This window comes from Dehalobacter sp. 12DCB1 (assembly GCF_004343605.1).
Classification (GTDB): Bacteria; Bacillota; Desulfitobacteriia; order Desulfitobacteriales; family Syntrophobotulaceae; genus Dehalobacter.
In genome coordinates, this window is sequence record NZ_POSF01000014.1 from 48,182 (window position 1) to 66,644 (window position 18,463).

General features: G+C 48.2%; 18 protein-coding genes. 2 read left to right on the forward strand and 16 right to left on the reverse strand.

Translation table 11 applies throughout. From position 1 onward, the window contains the following. Positions 1-136: 136 nt before the first annotated feature. The 3 genes from gatB to gatC all read right to left on the reverse strand — a co-directional run bounded on the left by gatB (position 137) and on the right by gatC (position 3,489). Entirely contained in the window at positions 137-1,588 is a 1,452-nt protein-coding gene (gene gatB / locus C1I38_RS06940) for an Asp-tRNA(Asn)/Glu-tRNA(Gln) amidotransferase subunit GatB (protein ID WP_020492636.1), read from the reverse strand. Then, on the reverse strand, positions 1,589-3,052 hold the full coding sequence (gene gatA, locus C1I38_RS06945; protein WP_020492635.1) for an Asp-tRNA(Asn)/Glu-tRNA(Gln) amidotransferase subunit GatA: 1,464 nt from the start codon (positions 3,050-3,052) through the stop codon (positions 1,589-1,591). Positions 3,053-3,204: 152 nt separating this feature from the next. Beyond that, on the reverse strand, positions 3,205-3,489 hold the full coding sequence (gene gatC / locus C1I38_RS06950) for an Asp-tRNA(Asn)/Glu-tRNA(Gln) amidotransferase subunit GatC (RefSeq protein WP_020492634.1): 285 nt from the start codon (positions 3,487-3,489) through the stop codon (positions 3,205-3,207). A gap of 419 nt (positions 3,490-3,908) precedes the next feature. Here gatC and C1I38_RS06955 point away from each other — a divergent pair, with 419 nt between their 5' ends. Next, a complete protein-coding gene (locus tag C1I38_RS06955) occupies positions 3,909-4,634 on the forward strand; it encodes a hypothetical protein (RefSeq protein ID WP_020492633.1) in 726 nt (241 codons plus the stop codon). Positions 4,635-4,702: 68 nt separating this feature from the next. Here C1I38_RS06955 and ligA read toward each other — a convergent pair whose 3' ends face one another. From ligA to C1I38_RS07020, 13 genes are all read right to left on the reverse strand, one after another. Next, positions 4,703-6,703 (reverse strand): NAD-dependent DNA ligase LigA, encoded by a 2,001-nt coding sequence (ligA, locus tag C1I38_RS06960; protein ID WP_020492632.1) that lies wholly within the window; start codon positions 6,701-6,703, stop codon positions 4,703-4,705. 112 nt (positions 6,704-6,815) lie between these two features. Continuing rightward, complete coding sequence (gene pcrA, locus C1I38_RS06965) at positions 6,816-9,089, reverse strand: DNA helicase PcrA (protein WP_020492631.1); 2,274 nt, start codon at positions 9,087-9,089, stop codon at positions 6,816-6,818. 149 nt (positions 9,090-9,238) lie between these two features. Next, a complete protein-coding gene (locus tag C1I38_RS06970) occupies positions 9,239-9,556 on the reverse strand; it encodes a MazG-like family protein (protein WP_020492630.1) in 318 nt (105 codons plus the stop codon). Continuing rightward, on the reverse strand, positions 9,553-9,738 hold the full coding sequence (locus C1I38_RS06975; RefSeq protein ID WP_083916799.1) for a hypothetical protein: 186 nt from the start codon (positions 9,736-9,738) through the stop codon (positions 9,553-9,555). Before C1I38_RS06975 ends, C1I38_RS06970 begins: the two co-directional genes overlap by 4 nt. Before the next feature lie 63 nt (positions 9,739-9,801). Continuing rightward, complete coding sequence (hisIE, locus tag C1I38_RS06980) at positions 9,802-10,482, reverse strand: bifunctional phosphoribosyl-AMP cyclohydrolase/phosphoribosyl-ATP diphosphatase HisIE (RefSeq protein ID WP_020492629.1); 681 nt, start codon at positions 10,480-10,482, stop codon at positions 9,802-9,804. A 65-nt stretch (positions 10,483-10,547) separates the two neighbouring features. After that, the gene (gene hisF / locus C1I38_RS06985; RefSeq protein ID WP_020492628.1) at positions 10,548-11,306 is read right to left on the reverse strand and encodes an imidazole glycerol phosphate synthase subunit HisF; all 759 of its coding nucleotides are present in this window, start codon (positions 11,304-11,306) and stop codon (positions 10,548-10,550) included. Positions 11,307-11,529: 223 nt separating this feature from the next. Then, a complete protein-coding gene (gene hisA, locus C1I38_RS06990) occupies positions 11,530-12,258 on the reverse strand; it encodes a 1-(5-phosphoribosyl)-5-[(5-phosphoribosylamino)methylideneamino]imidazole-4-carboxamide isomerase (protein WP_020492627.1) in 729 nt (242 codons plus the stop codon). After that, entirely contained in the window at positions 12,255-12,866 is a 612-nt protein-coding gene (hisH, locus tag C1I38_RS06995) for an imidazole glycerol phosphate synthase subunit HisH (RefSeq protein ID WP_026156550.1), read from the reverse strand. Before hisH ends, hisA begins: the two co-directional genes overlap by 4 nt. An 89-nt stretch (positions 12,867-12,955) precedes the next feature. Further along, positions 12,956-13,540, reverse strand: a complete 585-nt coding sequence (hisB, locus tag C1I38_RS07000; RefSeq protein ID WP_020492625.1) for an imidazoleglycerol-phosphate dehydratase HisB — start codon at positions 13,538-13,540, stop codon at positions 12,956-12,958. 70 nt (positions 13,541-13,610) lie between these two features. After that, entirely contained in the window at positions 13,611-14,897 is a 1,287-nt protein-coding gene (hisD, locus tag C1I38_RS07005) for a histidinol dehydrogenase (RefSeq protein ID WP_020492624.1), read from the reverse strand. A 23-nt stretch (positions 14,898-14,920) separates the two neighbouring features. Next, the gene (gene hisG, locus C1I38_RS07010) at positions 14,921-15,592 is read right to left on the reverse strand and encodes an ATP phosphoribosyltransferase (protein WP_026156549.1); all 672 of its coding nucleotides are present in this window, start codon (positions 15,590-15,592) and stop codon (positions 14,921-14,923) included. A 77-nt stretch (positions 15,593-15,669) separates the two neighbouring features. Continuing rightward, a complete protein-coding gene (gene hisZ / locus C1I38_RS07015; RefSeq protein WP_026156548.1) occupies positions 15,670-16,830 on the reverse strand; it encodes an ATP phosphoribosyltransferase regulatory subunit in 1,161 nt (386 codons plus the stop codon). Positions 16,831-16,832: 2 nt separating this feature from the next. Next, the gene (locus tag C1I38_RS07020) at positions 16,833-17,165 is read right to left on the reverse strand and encodes a YerC/YecD family TrpR-related protein (protein WP_020492621.1); all 333 of its coding nucleotides are present in this window, start codon (positions 17,163-17,165) and stop codon (positions 16,833-16,835) included. A gap of 236 nt (positions 17,166-17,401) precedes the next feature. Here C1I38_RS07020 and hisC point away from each other — a divergent pair, with 236 nt between their 5' ends. Continuing rightward, on the forward strand, positions 17,402-18,460 hold the full coding sequence (gene hisC, locus C1I38_RS07025; protein ID WP_026156547.1) for a histidinol-phosphate transaminase: 1,059 nt from the start codon (positions 17,402-17,404) through the stop codon (positions 18,458-18,460). The last annotated feature ends 3 nt before the right edge of the window (positions 18,461-18,463 follow it).

Genomic DNA, 18,463 nt, shown 5'->3' on the forward strand with positions numbered 1-18,463 from the left:
ATCCACCTCTAAATGTGTTCATTCTTGTATTTATTAAGTATGTCTTATTATTCTGGCACTATATCTTGCTCTACTATGCTTTTTTGTGCTTTAATTGCACTTTTGGTATGCTTTATTATGAGCTTTATATTGTGTTTTATTGCGCCAGTTTATCTCTCAGCAGCTTATTGACCAGGCCGGGGTTAGCCTGTCCTTTCGTCGCTTTCATGACCTGGCCGACTAAAAATCCAAGCGCGCTCTCTTTGCCGGCCTGGTAATCAGCGACGGATTTTTCATTGGCGGCAAGAATGCTGTCCACGATTTTCCCGAGTTCGCCTTCATCGCTGATCTGGACAAGTCCTTTCTCTTTAATGATCATCTCCGGATCCTTGCCGGTGTTATAGATCTCTTCCAGCACAGTCTTGCCGATCTTGCCGCTGATGTCGCCTTTCTTAATCAGCGCCAACATCCCTGCCAGCTGTTCAGGAGAAACAGGCGAATCTTCAAAAGAGCGTCCGTTGGTTTTCAGCAGGCCGCTCAAATCTCCCATGACCCAGTTTGCTAGAAGTTTGGCATCGTCGATCCTGGCAAGCGCCTGGTCAAAAAATGCAGCCATCGCTTTGGAAGCAATAATGACTCCGGCGTCGTATTCTGAAAGTCCAAGAGCCTGCAGTCTTGCTTTCTTGGCGGCAGGCAGCTCCGGCATGGACGCTCTGATTCTCTCGACCCAGTCGCGGTCAATCACGAGCGGCATCAGATCCGGCTCCGGAAAATAACGGTAGTCGTGGGCTTCTTCCTTGGATCGAAGCGACAGCGTCATCCCTCTTCCTTCGTCCCAGGTTCTCGTTTCCTGGATGATTTCTTCACCGTCGTCGAGGGCTTCGGCCTGACGCTCAGTTTCGTATTCCAGACAGCGGCGGACGGAGCTGAAAGAGTTCAGATTCTTGGTCTCGGTCCGCGTGCCAAATTGCTCGGCCCCTTTCAGGCGAAGCGAGACATTGATATCAAAACGGACGGAACCCTGTTCGAGTTTGCAGTCGGAAATTCCGGCATAATCCATGATCTGAACCAGTTGTTCCAAATAAACCAGAACTTCATCTATTGAGCGCATATCCGGTTCCGAGACAATTTCCAGAAGCGGTACACCCGTCCGGTTATAATCGACCCCGGAACTGTTGGACGTGGTAATGGTCTCTCCGCTATGCACCAGTTTTCCGGCATCCTCTTCCATATGAGCTCTCGTAATGCCAATTCGTTTATTCGTTCCATTCACTGTTATGTCCAGCCAGCCGCTTTTACAGATTGGCAGGTCATATTGGGATGTCTGATAGTTTTTCGTTAAATCCGGATAAAAATAGTTTTTCCGATCAAATTTGGAGAATTGGGCAATCTCGCAGTTCAATGCCAAACCCGCCTTGATGGCGAGGTTGACGACTTCTTTGTTTAGCACCGGCAGGACGCCCGGCAGTCCCAGACAGACCGGACAAACATGCGTATTCTGCGCTCCGCCGAATTCCGTCGAACAGCCGCAAAAGATCTTGGTTTTCGTAGCCATCTCAACGTGGGTCTCCACGCCGCAAACCATTTCATATTTATCAGCGAAAGACATCTAGCGCACCTCCTTGAGCAGCGCAGGCATCTGCAGATGATACTCAGTATTTTGTTCAAACGCATAAGCAGCTTTGTACAGCGTACCTTCATCAAAATGCTTGCTGATCAGCTGCATCCCGACCGGCATTCCGTCGACAAATCCTGCCGGCACGGAAATAGCCGGCAAACCGGCCAGGTTAACCGGGATCGTATAGACATCTCCCATATACATGGCCAAAGGATCTGATTTTTCACCGATCTTATACGCGGTGGTCGGCGCTGTTGGTGACAGCAGCACGTCATATTTGGCAAAAGCGCGGTCAAAGTCCTGCTTGATTAACGTCCGCACTTTCTGGGCCTTCAGGTAATAGGCATCATAATAACCCGAGCTTAAGGCGTACGTTCCGAGCATGATCCTGCGCTTAACCTCCTGGCCAAAGCCTTTTTCCCTGGTCTTTTTGAACATCTCGCTCATATCATCGGCCTCGGCACGGTAACCATAGCGGACCCCGTCATAACGGGCCAGGTTCGAACTGCATTCGGCCGGAGCTATAATGTAGTACGCCGGCATGGCATATTCCGTATGCGGCAGTGAACAGCGCTCGACTTCGGCGCCCAGGCTTTCAAAGGTTCGGATCGCCTTTTGAATTACTTCAGCAACATCCGGGTTCAGGCCGGAAGCAAAATATTCATCGGGAATCCCGATTTTAAGGCCTTTTACATTTTTTTCTAAAAATTGGGTATAATCTGGCTTAACAAACGGTACTGAAGTGGAATCCTTCGGATCATGGCCTGCGATCGTATTCAGGACTAGGGCATTATCCTTGACGTTCGTCGTGAGTGGTCCAATCTGATCAAGTGATGAAGCAAAAGCGACGAGGCCGTAGCGTGACACAGCACCGTAGGTAGGCTTCAGGCCAACGACTCCACAGAAGGCTGCAGGCTGGCGAATGGAACCTCCGGTATCCGAACCGAGCGCAAACGGCACTTCCCTTGCTGCGACACAGGCAGCCGAACCTCCGGAAGATCCGCCCGGTACTCTATCTAAATGCCACGGATTCGCAGTCGGATAGTAACCGGAGTTTTCGGTGGAGGACCCCATCGCAAATTCATCCATATTCAGTTTGCCGACCAGCACGGCCCCTGCCGCGTTCAGCCGTTCAGTCACCGTGGCGTTATAGGGCGGATTGAAATTTTCAAGAATCCGTGAACCGCAGGTGGTCGGGATTCCTTCCGTACACATATTATCTTTCAGAGCCATGGGCAGCCCTTCGAGCGGTCCAAGACTTTCCCCTGCAGTAATCTTCTTATCAATTTCCGTTGCTTTGGTCAGCGCCGAATCCGCGGTTACCGTCAAAAACGCTTTAACCCAGCAATCCGCACTGTCAACATAGTCGAGATACGCTCTGGTTAATTCCACGCAGCTGATCTCTTTCTGTACGAGCATATGATGTAGTTCTTCAAGTGACTTAAAAATTGTCATGAACCTGGTACTCCTTTCCGAATCCGGGACATCAGAGAAACATTCAATTATCGTTTGTCAGAAGCAACCGGCTTGTTGATCAATTACTGATCAAGTTTGTAGATCCCGTTATCAACAAAGCTACTTTAAATCCGGTTAGTCTCTGTTCTATACTAGACGATTTTCGGAACCCGAAAGAACCCGTCGTCTTCGTCAGGTGCATTCTTTAAGATTTTATCCCGGCTCATTGAAGGTTTGACTTCATCTTCCCGCAAAACATTAAAAAGCTGCACAGCATGGGCGGTCGGAAAAACCTGATCCGTTTCAAGCTTTTGGAGCATTTCGGCATACCCGAGGATTGAATTCAGCTGCTCCGTATATAATTCCACTTCCTCTTCTGAAAGCTGCAGCCTGGCCAGAAGAGCAACGTGTTCCACTTCTTCTCTGGATAGCTTCATAACTCAATAACGCCGCCTTTCTCAATATGGACATATAAATAAATATAACAAAAATAAACTTATGGGGCAAGGAAAAGCCGGAAAAGCAAGCAAATCCAAGTTAGATATAAGAAACTCTGGCTAATCGGTATAAACTACGATGAGTAGAAATAATAAAAAAAAATAACAAACTGAAACATAAGATAACGAGTAGGTAGAGTATAAAATAGATGATTAGAAATATGACAGAGAAAAAGTTTTGGCCGCCTGAAAAAATTAAAAGGTGATTGACACTTGACGTAGAACTATGTAATTCAATACGTTGCAAAACGCCGAAACGCTCTCATTTTTCTTTAAGAAAAAGTAGCGATAATGATGCTTAAGGAGAAGATAATCACTATTTCAAAATATACAACTGAATCAGAAAGGAAGTAATGCCAATGGAGCAGAATGTCAGACCTTTTCAAAAGTTCCTTCCGGGAAGCCACCTTATTCTCGGAGAAGCGGGTTCCGGAAAGACCCGCCTCATTTGGTCCATACTCCAGGGAAAAGACTTTGTTGAGGATCATTCCATCAACATCGTCCTGACAGATTCAGAAAAACGTATTTGGTACAATCCTCCCAATAATCCTGTCCACACGATCGATCCTTATGAAACCGATATTTCCTGGGTCACCGAACCTACAAAACCAGGTATATACTACTGTGCCTGCGACTACGCACCCCGAATCATCACTTTTCTGGAATGCCTTGCTACCTGGTCAATCCACGAAAAAAACATAACAAACCGAGTCCGGATTTTCATCGATCTTCCGTCCAAGTACTGGAATATTCCTGAGTTTGCTGAGCAGCTCGGCCGACTCGATTATATTACAGCCAACCGCAAGGAAGAAGATGGCTCACTTATCGAAATATGGGCTGCCATCGGATCCCTGAACAAAATATCCTCAGAAATCAAATCCCTGTTCCAGCACATCAATCTGATTATGCTTAATCCCCTGCCTGAGGGCTGGTCCAATAAGCTCCTGAACCTTCTGGACATCAAGTGCGATAATCTGCCGGAAATTATAGCTGGAATCAGTAGTAACATCAAAGACGGCTTTTACTACATCCCAATTACGGAAGAGTACCTCGCTTTGGATCCTAAACCTATTGTGAAGCCGTAATAATTGCCAGCTTAAACAGCTGCTGACTATGTGTTGGCAGCTGTTTTTTTCTATACCGTTTTTGGCATTTATTCTTCGGTATTAATCAGCGCCTTGAATTCATCTTCAGTATAGACTGGGATTCCAAGTTCCCTGGCTTTATGATACTTTGAACCGGGGTTCTCACCGACGAGAACCAGGGATGTTTTTTTGCTTACACTTGATGAAGCCTTACCACCGAGATGTTCAATCAGGTCCTCGATCTCGCGCCGTTCCCACGATCGAAGTGCGCCAGTCACCACAATACTCTTCCCGGCAAGGATTTGCGAAACAGACATATTTGCTGCGGTCATGGTGACACCAGCCGCCTTCAGCCGATTCAGAAATTCGTGATTTGCAGGGGCGCTGAAGAAACTCACAATACTTTTGGCCATGATGCCGCCGATATCGCCGATTTCCCGGAGTTCTTCCTCGGTCGCATTTTCCAGAGCTTCCATGCTGCGGTACCTTGCGGCCAGGATCTTGCCGACTTTGACCCCGACATGCCGGATGCCCATCGCAAAAATCAATGAAGCCAGGCCGCGTTCTGTGCTTTTTTCGATCGAAGCAAGCAGGTTGCGGGCCGATTTATCAGCCATCCGATCTAATTGAACAAGGTCTTCGTACTGAAGATAATATAAATCGGAGGCGTCTTTGACAAGCCCGGCATCCAGCAGCTGGCTGACCACAGCGGGGCCGAGACCTTCAATATTCATCGCATCCCTGGACACAAAATGGATCAGGGCTTCTCTCTGGCGCGACGGGCAGGAGATATTCTGGCAGCGATGGGCAGCCTCTCCTTCCAGCCGGTAAACTGGACTGCCACAGGACGGGCAGTTAGCAGGCATTGCAAACACCATTTCCTGACCGGTACGTTTCTCTGGCAGCGATTTGATGATTTCAGGAATCACATCTCCAGCCTTATGAATTAATACGTAATCGCCGACCCGGATGTCCTTATCCCGGATATTGTCCAGATTATGCAGCGTGGCCCTCCCCACGGTAGAACCGGCCACAAATACGTCCTTAAGAACCGCAGTCGGGGTGAGCACTCCTGTCCGGCCCACATTGATCTCAATATCCTTCACCTGGGTCTCGACCTGTTCGGCCGGGAACTTATAAGCAATCGCCCAGCGCGGACTTTTGGCCGTATAGCCGAGCTCTCGCTGCTGAGAAAAGCTGTTCACCTTGATGACCAGTCCATCAATCTCATAATGGAAACCGTGCCGTTCGTCCGTCATCCGGCTGCAGTACGCAATCACTTGCTCGATGGTTGAAAACAGCTGATAGTTTGGATTAACATTAAATCCGAGTCTGCTTAAGGCTTCCAACACTCCAGTCTGGGTACTGATTCCCATCTGTTCGGCCTGAATCAGCTGATACGCAAAATACCCCAGTTTCCGCTGCGCCGTGATCCTGGAATCCTGCTGACGCAGGGAACCGGCTGCCGCATTTCTCGGGTTCGCAAACAGGGAAAGTCCCTCTTCTTCCCGCTCCGTATTCAGCTGGAGGAAGGAGTCCTTCGGCATATATCCTTCGCCGCGGATATCCACAGAACCTTCGAATTTCCCGCCATCTGTGTTGTATAGCCGAAGCGGCACCGCTCTAATGGTCCGGACATTTGCTGTGATCTCTTCCCCGACTTCACCGTCCCCGCGGGTTGCCCCCCGCTGCAAAATACCTTCGTGGTAAGTTAAGGCTACCGTCAGCCCGTCGATCTTCAATTCTACGACATATTCCGCATCGGGTGCCACACCGCGCACCCGACGGTCAAAGTCCATTAATTCCTCGGCATTGAAAGCGTTATCGAGACTCAGCATCGTTTCTGGGTGCCGGACCTTCGGAAACTGGGATGCGACAACCCCTCCGACCCGCTGGGAAGGAGAATCAAGCGTGACCCAGTCCGGGTGTTGATGTTCGATCTCGATGAGTTCCTTTAAGTAAAGGTCATACTCAGCATCCGTAAGAATCGGATCATCCAGGCCGTAATAATGATAATTGGCCTTTTCGATCATATTTTTGAGTTCAAGCAAACGGTTATTTTGATTCATACCGAAACCCCTTACCTTAATCTCGTATTTTCCCTGTGTAGGCTTATTCGCCTTTCACCGAAAGGTTAACCCAAGGCTTATCGAATCTTTTAATTTTGCATCGAAAAATCTACTATATCTTAGACAGCCGGGCATACTCAGCAATCAGTTTTTTAACTACACCGCTGAAAACAACCGTGATTTCAGCACTGTTCCCTTCACCTTTTACGGACATTACAATACCGTGGCCGAATTTGGGATGCTCGACTTTGTCACCGACCAGAAAGCTTCCGGGATCAGAGCTTACAACAGACGATCCACTGTCCTTCCAGCTTTTACATCCGGTAAAGGAATTGCCTGAAGCGTAAGCAGTATCACCACCAGCATAGTTCCTGGTTTGGGAAGAAGACCCGAATCCTCTCCCAAGAATCTCCCGACGGGATATTTCCTCTTTCAAAAGTTCTTCGGGGATCTCTTTCAGGAAACGGGAAGGTACACTGCTCTGGATATGACCATAGATCATCCTTTGTTCGGTCGTACTCAGGAATAGCTTTTCTCTGGCCCGAGTAATCGTGACATAACACAGCCGACGTTCCTCTTCGAGCAGATACGTCTCCAAAAGGCTTCTGCTACTTGGGAAAATCCCGTCTTCCATTCCGACCGCAAACACGACCGGGAATTCCAATCCTTTGGCACTGTGCATGGTCATCAGCTTCACGGCATCTTCCTCTTCATCAAAACTGTCGATTTCCGCGACCAGCGAAACCTGTTCTAGGAATCCTCCCAGAATAAGCATATTCTGGTCAGCCTCCAGATCAGGATCTTCGAGGTAATCTTGAAGGTTATTATCGTACTCGGCTGTTACGGATAAAAATTCATTGAGGTTCTCTATCCGAGCTTCAGCCTCCACGGTATTCTCCGCTCTAAGTGAGGCCATGTATCCTGTATCTCTTATGATCTTCTCCGTCAGCTGAGTCAGTGGCACACCCTTTTGAGCTTCCTGCCTTAAAGACATCATCAGTTCATAGAAGTTCGTAAGTGTGCCGACGCCTTTGGTCTGGAGACCGGGAATATACGCTGCCTCAGTCAGCGCATCCAAAATCGGCAGGCCCTGTTCCTCAGCGTACTCCAGTATTTTATCCAGACTGCTTTTTCCAATACCTCTTTTGGGCACATTAATGACCCTGGCAAAACTGACGCGGTCGGCCGGATTGTTCAGCAGCCGCAAATAAGCCAGGATATCCTTGATTTCGAGCCGTTCATAGAACTTAACCCCGGAATATATCCTGTAGGGTATGCTTTCCTTCATGAGGTGTTCTTCCAGCACCCTGGACTGGGCATTCGTACGGTACAGTATCGCAAAATCGTTATACGGTCTGCCTTCTGTATCAGCCAGATCACGAATTTTTCCGGTCACAAAGCGGGCTTCGTCATGCTCATCTGTTGCTTTAAAGAGAACAATTTCCTCTCCTTCTGTATTTTCTGTCCAGAGGGATTTCCCTTTGCGGTTATCATTATTACTGACGACTTCGTTAGCAGCCCGCAGTATCTTCTGAGTCGAACGGTAATTCTGCTCCAGCTTCAATACTTTGGCTTCCGGGTAGTCTCTTTCAAAATCCAGGATATTTTGGATATCGGCACCTCTCCAGCCGTAGACGGACTGATCGTCGTCCCCGACGACGCAAAGGTTACGGTAGCACGCGGCCAGCTGCTTGATCAGAATATACTGGGCATGATTGGTATCCTGGTACTCATCGACGAGGATGTAGCGGAATTTCTCCTGATAGTAGCTTAGGACATTCGGGTTTTCCCTGAATATTTTCACTGTCAGCATGATGATGTCATCAAAATCCAGGGCATTATTGCCGGAAAGCTTTCTCTGGTATAGGCGGTAGGCCTCAGCCGCTTTTTCGGTAAAGAAATCTCTGGCCTCCGCAGCAAAAGCATCAGGCCCTAAAAGCTTGTTTTTAGCATCACTGATCGTCGCCAAAACAGCCCGCGGCGCAAACTTCTTATCATCAAGATTTAGTTCTTTGAGACACTCCTTGAGTACTGTCAGCTGATCCCCGGAATCATAGATCACAAAGCTCCGGGAATATTCCGGCAGGATATTGATTTCCCGCCTTAAGATCCGCACGCAGGTAGAATGAAAGGTCGCTACCCAGAGTCCCTCGCCCTCACTGCCTACCAGCGCAAGAACACGGTCTCTCATCTCTTTAGCAGCCTTATTCGTAAACGTGATCGCAAGAATGTTCCAGGGATTAACGCCTTTGGCTACCAGATGAGCGATCCTGTAAGTCAATACTCTTGTCTTGCCTGAACCGGCCCCGGCTAAAATAAGAAGAGGACCCTCTCCGCTTTCAACTGCTTCCCGTTGGACAGGGTTCAGGTCCTTAAGATAATACATTGATAAGATCACCTTTCTGTCATTTCCAAATTAAAATCTTCAAATATAAACGTTTATGGCCAACACAAAAACATTATCCTTATTTTACCACATAAGAAGTAAAAGGAGAACGGGTGTTCGAGAAAAATAATTAGATTAATTATAAGAGATTAATCGCAATATCCTTTATTTTTCAATTTGCTGAGATGCGATGTCAGAACCTCATTGAGATCAATCCCGTAATGCTCTTCCAGAACGAACATCATGGTGACCGCAGTCTGAGCAACATCCATCAGCTCCTTGGCGACCATCTGCATCGCTTCTGCCTCTTCCACCCGCAGCGCCTCTCCGTTTAAGCCACGGAATTTTCCGATCGCCTGAGCAAGTTCTCCAGATTCTTCCATGATCTTTAACGCAGTACTTTCGAGGGAAGGGCTCAGCCTGTTCAAACGCGGCAATGTGATGGTCTTCATTACTTTTTCGTTCATGCTTTTTCTCCCTTAGCAGGCATTACGACATCTTCACTTTGAACAAATGTATTGCAGGCTGTGCAAGAATAGCTGATGGTTTTGATCTTCACTGTACGGTCCCCGTTTTTTTCTTCTCTTACTGTTTCAGTCAATGCCATTGGCTGCAAGAGTTGACATCTTGGACAATATTGATGATCCATTTAACTCATCCCCCATCAACAGGATAATACCCAGTATTCTAAGCATCCTTGTGAAATATAAATTTATTTTCTTCTTGAATTGAGCTCTTCGGCAATCTCAGATAAAGGTACGTTTCTGTCTTCCAGCATGACAAGCAGGTGGTACAGCAGATCGGAAGCTTCATAGCGGATCTCACTGAGTGAATTGTTTTTAGCGGCAATGATGACTTCCGCACATTCCTCACCGATTTTTTTCAAGATTTTGTCGATCCCTTTGGCAAAGAGATAGGTCGTATAGGCACCTTCCGGCCTCTCGATATTTCTCTGCTTGATGACTTCGGCGAGCATTTCCAAAGTTCTACCCAGAGAGACAGTAGGTTTGGTATTCGGTTGGCCGCAGCACGTTTCAGATCCTGGCAGGTAGTGAAAACAGGAGTAATAGTTTTCATGGCAGGCCATTCCAGTTTGTTTGACTTTCAGAAGAATCGTATCGCGGTCACAGTCAAACCGGATATCGACGATTTCCTGGTAATGACCTGAAGTTTCTCCCTTGACCCAGAGCTGGTTTCTGCTGCGGCTGAAATAACACGCTTTGCCTTCAGTCAGCGTTTTTTTCAGTGCTTCCTGATTCATGTAGGCGAGCATTAGCACTTCTCCACTTTCGGCATCCTGGGCAATGGCCGGAGCAAGACCTTTTTCATCCCACTTCACAGCCTGTACGGTTTTGGAAATATCGATACACCCTGACTCAAATCTACTGTTCATCTTGGTTGACTCCTTTTTTAATATCCCAATTTGCTTTTTTTCCTGCGATTATCAATTTCTTAAGATTATCTTCGAACGGGTATGCCTTTTCCGGCCAGATAATCTTTTGTCTCTTTGATGCTGTACTCCCTGTAATGAAAAATCGACGCGGCTAAGACAGCATCCGCTTCCCCCTCCGTCAGACCTTCCGCCATATGTTTCAGGTTTCCGACTCCTCCGCTCGCAATTAATGGAATGGTCACAGCCCTGCTTACCAACCGGTTCAGTTCGTTATCATAGCCCTCTTTGGTTCCGTCACGATCCATCGAAGTCAGCAGGATTTCACCTGCCCCAAGTTCTTCAACTTTCCGGGCCCATTCCAGTACATCTGTCCCGGTCGGTTTACGGCCTCCGTGCGTATACACTTCCCAACGGCCCTCTCCGACTTTGCGGGCATCGATTGCGACAACAATGCACTGGCTGCCGAATGTGAGAGCCCCTTGTTCGATCAATTCCGGATTTTGAACAGCAGCCGTATTTAAGGAGACTTTATCTGCTCCGGCACGCAGCATTCTCCGGATATCCTCAATCGTTCTTAAGCCCCCGCCGATGGTAAAGGGAATAAACACTTTCTCAGCAGTCCTTCGGACGACATCGACCATGGTTTCACGGCCTTCGGCAGAAGCTGAAATATCCAAAAATACAAGTTCATCGGCACCCTCGCGATCGTACAGCGAAGCAAGTTCCACAGGGTCTCCCGCATCCCGCAGGTGAATAAAATTCGTTCCTTTAACTACCCGGCCATCATGCACATCGAGGCAAGGTATAATTCGTTTGGCAAGCATTTATTTTGCTCCTTTTGCTTGGGTAGGTCACCGTAATGGAGGGCCGCTTTCGGTCGTTGTGTCTTGACACAAAATTCCGTGCTTCTTGTCGAATACCATGTTATCCGTGACGTATTCGACCCTATGTACTTCCTGTACCGTCGCCTTGCTCCACTTGGCGCTGGCTGTCCATTACGCGACTTAATCTATGAGATATAAGTAAAAGTTAAATAGAAATTATATTCTAGGCGATCACCCGCAGTGCCTCTTCCAGCGTGAAAGCGCCTGAATAGATAGCCTTTCCGACAATAGCACCTTCAATCGCTATTCCACGGTCAGCCTCCGCCTTCAGTTTATCCAGATCGTCCAACGCGGAAATACCGCCGGATGCAATCACCTTAAGTCCGGTCGTCTCGGCCATCCTGACCGTGCTGGCAATGTTCGGACCGCCAAGCATTCCGTCCCTGGAAATGTCGGTGAAGACAATCCGGGAAACGCCGACTTGCTTCATCGCTTTACCGAGATCCTCAGCTTTGAGGCCGGTGCTTTCCGCCCATCCCTGAACCGCGACCATGCCGTCTTTGGCATCGATCCCGACAATAATCTGATCGCCATACCTGCGAACAGCCTCTGTCACAAGCTCCGGATCCCTTACCGCGACCGTCCCGAGTATGACCCTTGATACACCTAAATCCAGCAGTTCCTCGATCCTGGCCAGTGTCCGGATACCACCGCCCACCTGAATCTTCAACGAAACATTCTTTACAATATCCCGAATGGCTTCATCGTTTACGGGCTTTCCGGAAAATGCCCCGTTCAGGTCGACGATATGCAGAACCTTTGACCCTCTGTCCATGAAATCGGCCGCCACCCCTGCAGGGTCATCGGAGTATACGGTTGCATCCTCCATTCTACCCTGCAGGAGACGGACAACTTTGCCGTCTTTTAAATCAATCGCCGGATATATGATCATTGATTTTTCACCCATTTCCCAAAATTATCGAGCATGACCAGACCCCAGGGGCTGGACTTCTCCGGGTGGAACTGTGCACCCCAGACATTGTCTTTGCCGACCAGGGCAGGAAACTCCAGTCCATAATCGCTGGTCCCGGCAATGTAGTCCTGATCGGCCGGCTGAGCAAAATAAGAGTGGACAAAATAGAAATAAGAATGGTTCGGAATATCATTACAAAGCATGTTCTGTCTGATAACATTTAGCTTATTCCATCCCATATGCGGAATCTTCAAGCCCGGCGGGAATTTGACCACCCGGCCTTTCAGAAAACCAAGACCGCTATGTTCTCCATGCTCCTCACCAACCTCAAAAAGCAGCTGCATGCCGAGGCAAATGCCCAGAAAAGGTTTGCCGCTTTGTACATATTGTTTTAAAGGGTCAAGCCAGCCGCCTTTGGCGAGCTCATCCATGGCATCAGCGAAAGCGCCGACTCCAGGAAGAATAACTCCGTCCGTACCGGTCAGCTTCTCCGGAGATTCTATGATCTCCGCTAAAAATCCAAGTTTTTCAAACGCCTTTTCCACACTTCGTAGATTTCCGCGTCCATAGTCTACTATGCCTATCATTCTAATGATGTCCTCCAGTAATTACACGGACTATTTTATCAGTTAGTACCTTGTCAACCATACAATTAGAATAGAATAATAGGTCTATTCTATAAGCTCCCTTTGGTAGAGGGCACACCGTCAACAAGACTGCTTTTCCTTACAGCAAGTCCAAGGGCCCTGCCCGCGGCTTTGAATACAGCCTCGAGAATGTGGTGCCTGTTTTTTCCGTCCAGCATGCCTATATGCAGCGTGATGCCGGCATTCGTCGCCAGGGCCCGAAAAAATTCTTCCGCCATCTCTACAGGGAAATCACCGACCATCCCTTCCGGGCAATCTACTTTCCAGACCAAGAACCCGCGGTTGGAAATATCTGCAGCAACCTGAACCAGGGCTTCATCCATCGGAAACAGGCAGTCCCCGACCCTCTCAATTCCGGACTTGTCCCCAAGCGCTTCTTTCATCGCCTGTCCAAGAACGATCCCGCAGTCTTCCACCAAATGGTGCTGGTCAACTTTCAGGTCCCCCCCGGCTTCAATCTCCAGATCAAAATGGGCAAACCGGCAAAAGGCATCAAGCATGTGGTCAAAAAAACCGATCCCGGTATCTACGCTTACTCTACCGCTGCCGTCAATGGCCAGCGCCAGTGTTATTTCCGTCTCCAGGGTTGTTCTGCTTAGATTGGCACTCCTCACTCTATAGGCCCCCTTATTAACCTTATTTTTATATTATACATGAATTTACTGTTCTTCCGCTATCACGATTTCAAAGCTTCTTCTGTCTGACCTCTACAGCCCTGGCATGTGCTTCCAGCCCTTCTTTGCGGGCAAGGTATGCAATCTGGGCGGTATCCCTTTGCAAAGCTTCTTCGGAATAGTTGATTACACTTATTCTTTTAACAAAGGTGTCGACGCCAAGGACAGAGTAAAAGCGGGCGGTTCCCCCGGTCGGCAGGATATGGTTTGGTCCCGCAAAATAATCACCGACCGGTTCCGGTGTATATCTCCCCAGGAACACCGCCCCGGCATTTTTCACCTTGCCCAGCCAGGCGAACGGTTCCTGCACAGCGAGTTCAAAGTGTTCGGGGGCAATGCGGTTGACAAGGTTTATCCCTTCCTGAATATCCCTGACCAGAATTGCAGCCCCGTAAGTATCCCAGGAATCCCTGGCAATTTCAGCCCGCGGCAGTGCTTCAAGCTGGCGCTCCACCTCAAGCACCGTCTTTTCCAGCAAATCGGAACACGGTGAAACGAGAATTGCTGAGGCAAGCCTGTCATGTTCAGCCTGCGAAAGCAGGTCTGCCGCCAGCTCCTCCGGGACAGCGCTTTCATCCGCAAGGATAAGGATCTCGCTCGGTCCGGCCAGCATATCGATATCTACGGTTCCATAGACCATTTTCTTAGCAAGGGTTACAAAAATATTGCCGGGCCCTGTAATCTTATCCACAGGGGCAATCGATGCTGTGCCGAAAGCAAGAGCAGCGACCGCCTGGGCGCCTCCGACCTTATAGATCTCTTTGACACCGCACTCCGCGGCAGCGACCAGTACCTCCGGCAAAAGGCTTCCATCTTTCAGCGGCGGAGAAACCATGACGATCTCCTCGACTCCAGCCACGGCTGCCGGAAGCGCATTCATCAGAACGGAAGATGGATAAGCTGCTGTTCCCCCCGGAACATAGACCCCGACCCGCTGCAAAGGGCGAATGACTTGGCCAAGGATACTGCCGTCTTCGGCAGTATCAAACCAGGAAACCCTTTTTTGCTTTTCGTGGTAGGTTCTAATGTTGTTGATCGCCTGACTGATTGCTTCCAGGTACTCATCATCTACTTTTTTATAAGCTTCCCATATCTCCTGGTCGGTGACCCGAAGTCCCGAGGCCTTCAGGTCAACCCCGTCAAACGCGGCAGTCAAGTCATAAATGGCTTCATCACCCTGTTCACGCACCTTTTGCAGGATTCCTGCCACTTTTTCTTCCAAGTCACGGTCATTGCCGTAGGATTTATTAATAAGCGTTTTCAGGTCAATATCCTCAATTTTTTGTACAGTCTTCATCGTCTAAACCTCCTTTGGCAATATCAGTCGTACTGCTGGACAAGGACTCTCATTTTTTCTGCAAGCCCCTGAATACGTTCGTATTTTACCCGATAGGACACGCGATTGGCAATCATTCTGCTCGTAGCTTCAAGGATCTGGGCGACCTCGGCCAGATTATTCTCTCTTAAGGTCTTACCGGTTGAGACAATATCCACAATCATCTCAGCCAGACCCACCCGGGGAGCAAGTTCAATATTGCCATGCAGTTTGATCGGTGTAACCTGCATACCGTGCTCATTGAAGAACAGTTGGGCAACTCTCGGGAACTTGGTTGCAGCTCTCTTTTGGTTTAGCACGCTCAGGTCATATTGTCCGTCAGGCAGCTTCTGCGGCAGGTTTTCCTCCGGCATCGCCACAACAAAGCGGCAATACCCGAATTTTAAGTCAACCAGTTCAGCAACATCTTTGTTTTGTTCGATTACGGTATCCTTGCCGACGAAACCGATATCTGCCGCTCCCTGTTCTACATAAGTGGGAATATCCGTCGGGCGGCAAATGATAATCCTCGCCTCTGATCCAGGAAGATCAAACAGCAGTTTACGGGAATCATTTTCTACCGATCTGCAGTCCAGCCCCGCTTCAGTCAGAAGCGCCACTGAATCCGTCAGTAATTTTCCTTTTGGCAGCGCTATGGTTAAATAATTTTTCGGCACAATACAAAGCCCCTTCCAAAGATTGATGATTAGACCAATGGCCTTTTAAATTAATTGCTAACGATGTTAAATGACACTTATTTATTGCTCTCAATCTTCTCCAGCAGCGCAATTCCGCGGCTGGAAGCCAGGTTTCTGGCATCGGCGTCCGTCAGGAATCCGAGGGCCATCTCAACTTTTTTGCCGCTTTTTCTGAGCTCCCGGCAGCGTTTGATCACAGCTCCGGGGGATTGCCCGTAAACCAAAACATCGGCCTTATCCAATTCAAAATCTGCAGCCTTCTCGAGCATAAGGCCGAGATTAACCGCAAAACCTGTTGCGCCGTAATCCATTCCAAAATCTGCATAGAGACCATCATAACGTCCTCCTTCAATCAGCGGAACGCCGATTCCCGGAAGATAACCTTCAAAGATTGCGCCTGTATAATAGGAGAATCCTCTTAAGATTCCAAGGTCCAGGGATACGTAGTCCTGAACGCCGAATTCCTTTAAATACAAATAGATGGTCCGTAAAGATTCCACAGCTTTTCCGATCGGCTTAATATGCGTCCAGTTTTGAAGCTTATCCAGGACTTCTTCTTTCCCGGTCAGATGAGGCAGGGATAGAAGAAGTTCTTTCGCCGGCTCGGGCAAGTCGTTGGAAGAAACGATTTTTTCAAGTTTTACCATGTCCTTACGTGCTATACCGTCTTCCAGTTCCTCCCTCACTTTGGTTTCAAACCTCATCTCTTCGGCTAGTCCCGAGAAAATCCCGTTGTGCCCAAGGTTCAGTTGAAAATTTCTGATTTTGAGTGTCTTCATGATTTCTACAGCCAGCGCAATAACTTCAGCGTCTGCAATGTCATTGTCCGAGCCGATCAGTTCAACGCCCACCTGCCTGAATTCCCGGTAACGGGCGGAATCATTCCTGTAAACATCACCACTGTAACAGAACCGCAGCGGAAATTGTCCGCCTTTCTGTCTTGTGGCAACCATCCTGGCAATCGGGGTTGTGAATTCCGGTCTTAATACGAGCGTATGACCGTTTTTGTCAAAGAACTTATATAAATGGTCATCCTTGTCTGCGTCAGGCTCGACACAGGCCCGATATTCGAGTCCGGGTGTCGCAACTTTCTGATAAGACCAATTTTTGCATACACTGATTGCTTTTCCTTCCAACTCCTCCAGCTGTGCTAATTCAGCCGGCAGAAGATCGATCATCCCCTCCGGAATTTTAAGCCCTAATGATGAACGTTCCATAATTATTGCACCTCATTTTTCTGAAAGCTCTTATTTTTTTTATTTTTCTCCATTCGTTCGAGAACCATCTTGTAACCGTCAGCGCCATAGTTCAAACAACGTTTGACCCTGCTGATGGTGGCAGAGCTTGCTCCGGTAACTTCAGCAATCCTGGAATAGGTCACGTCTTCCTCCAGCATACGGGCGACTTCCAGCCGCTGCGCGAGGGCCTTGATCTCCGCTACCGTAGCCAAATCTTCAAAGAAGCTGTAACATTCCTCTTTCGTTTTGAGCAGAAGGATCGCTTCAATAAGAGAATCGGTCAGGGTATCCCTGATCCTTTCGTCACTCAGCATGATGACTTACCTCCGGGTTATCTCTTTCACACTTTAATTTATTAAAGTATTGAACCGATGTCAAGTATAATTGTAAAAAATCTTTAATCCTGTGCCTCCGTTTAAAAAGAATAATCCAGAATTGGCTTGCAGGCCCGATATACTCGGGATATAATCTACTCAACGTCTTATTTTTTTACTTAGAAATGAAGGAAAATCTACGGTTTATTTTTTTATGGAAAAGAGTGAGTGAGCGAATGAGCAAATACTGGAGCAAAATTGCGGCTGGTCAAAAACCGTATGTACCGGGAGAACAGCCGAAAGACAAAAAATATATCAAGCTGAACACGAACGAATGTCCCTATACGCCTTCTCCCTTGGTCCTCGAAGCGATCAAAGAAGCCGCAAATGAGAAACTGAAGTTATACCCCGATCCGGGCGGTGAGGACTTGCGCCAGGCCGTAGCCGAATATTATGGCCTGAAAAAGGAGTGGGTATTTGTTGGAAACGGTTCGGATGAAATCCTGGCTTTTGCGTTTATGGCTTTTTTTGATCCGGGCCGCACGATCCTGTTCCCGGATGTTACCTATAGTTTCTATCCGGTCTATGCTAATTTATTTCAGCTGGACTACCGGCTGGTCCCGCTGAGAGAAGAGTTTTCTTTATACCCGCCTGATTTCTACGGTTCGGAAGGCGGAGTCATCTTTCCGAACCCCAATGCCCCTACCGGCAACTATGTGACGCCCGAAATGATAGAAAAAATCCTTATCCATAATATGGATAAGGTAGTCATCGTTGATGAGGCCTATATTGATTTCGGCGGTGAAACTGCCATTCCGCTTATTGAGAAGTACCCCAATTTGCTGGTAATCCAGACATTGTCCAAGTCCCGGTCTCTGGCAGGCTTAAGAGTTGGCTTTGCTCTGGGTCAGGATGAGCTGATGGAAGGCTTGAGCCGGATCAAAAATTCCTTTAATTCCTATACATTGGACCGCTTATCCATGGCCGGAGCAATCGCAGCCATGAAGGATGAGTCCTACTTCCAAGTCACGAGACAAAAAGTGATGCAAACGAGGGAAAGGATCGTTCCGGTACTCAGGCAAATGGGCTGGCAAGTGATTCCATCACAAGCAAATTTCATTTTCATATCCCACCCCGTGCTCAAGGCTGAAGAGGTCTTCACCGCACTCCGACAGCAGGGCATTTTGGTCAGGTACTTCCGCCAGCCCAAAATCGACAATTACCTACGCGTCAGCATCGGCAGTGACGAGGAGATGGACAGCCTGCTCCAAGCACTTACCAAGATTAACCCATAAGGT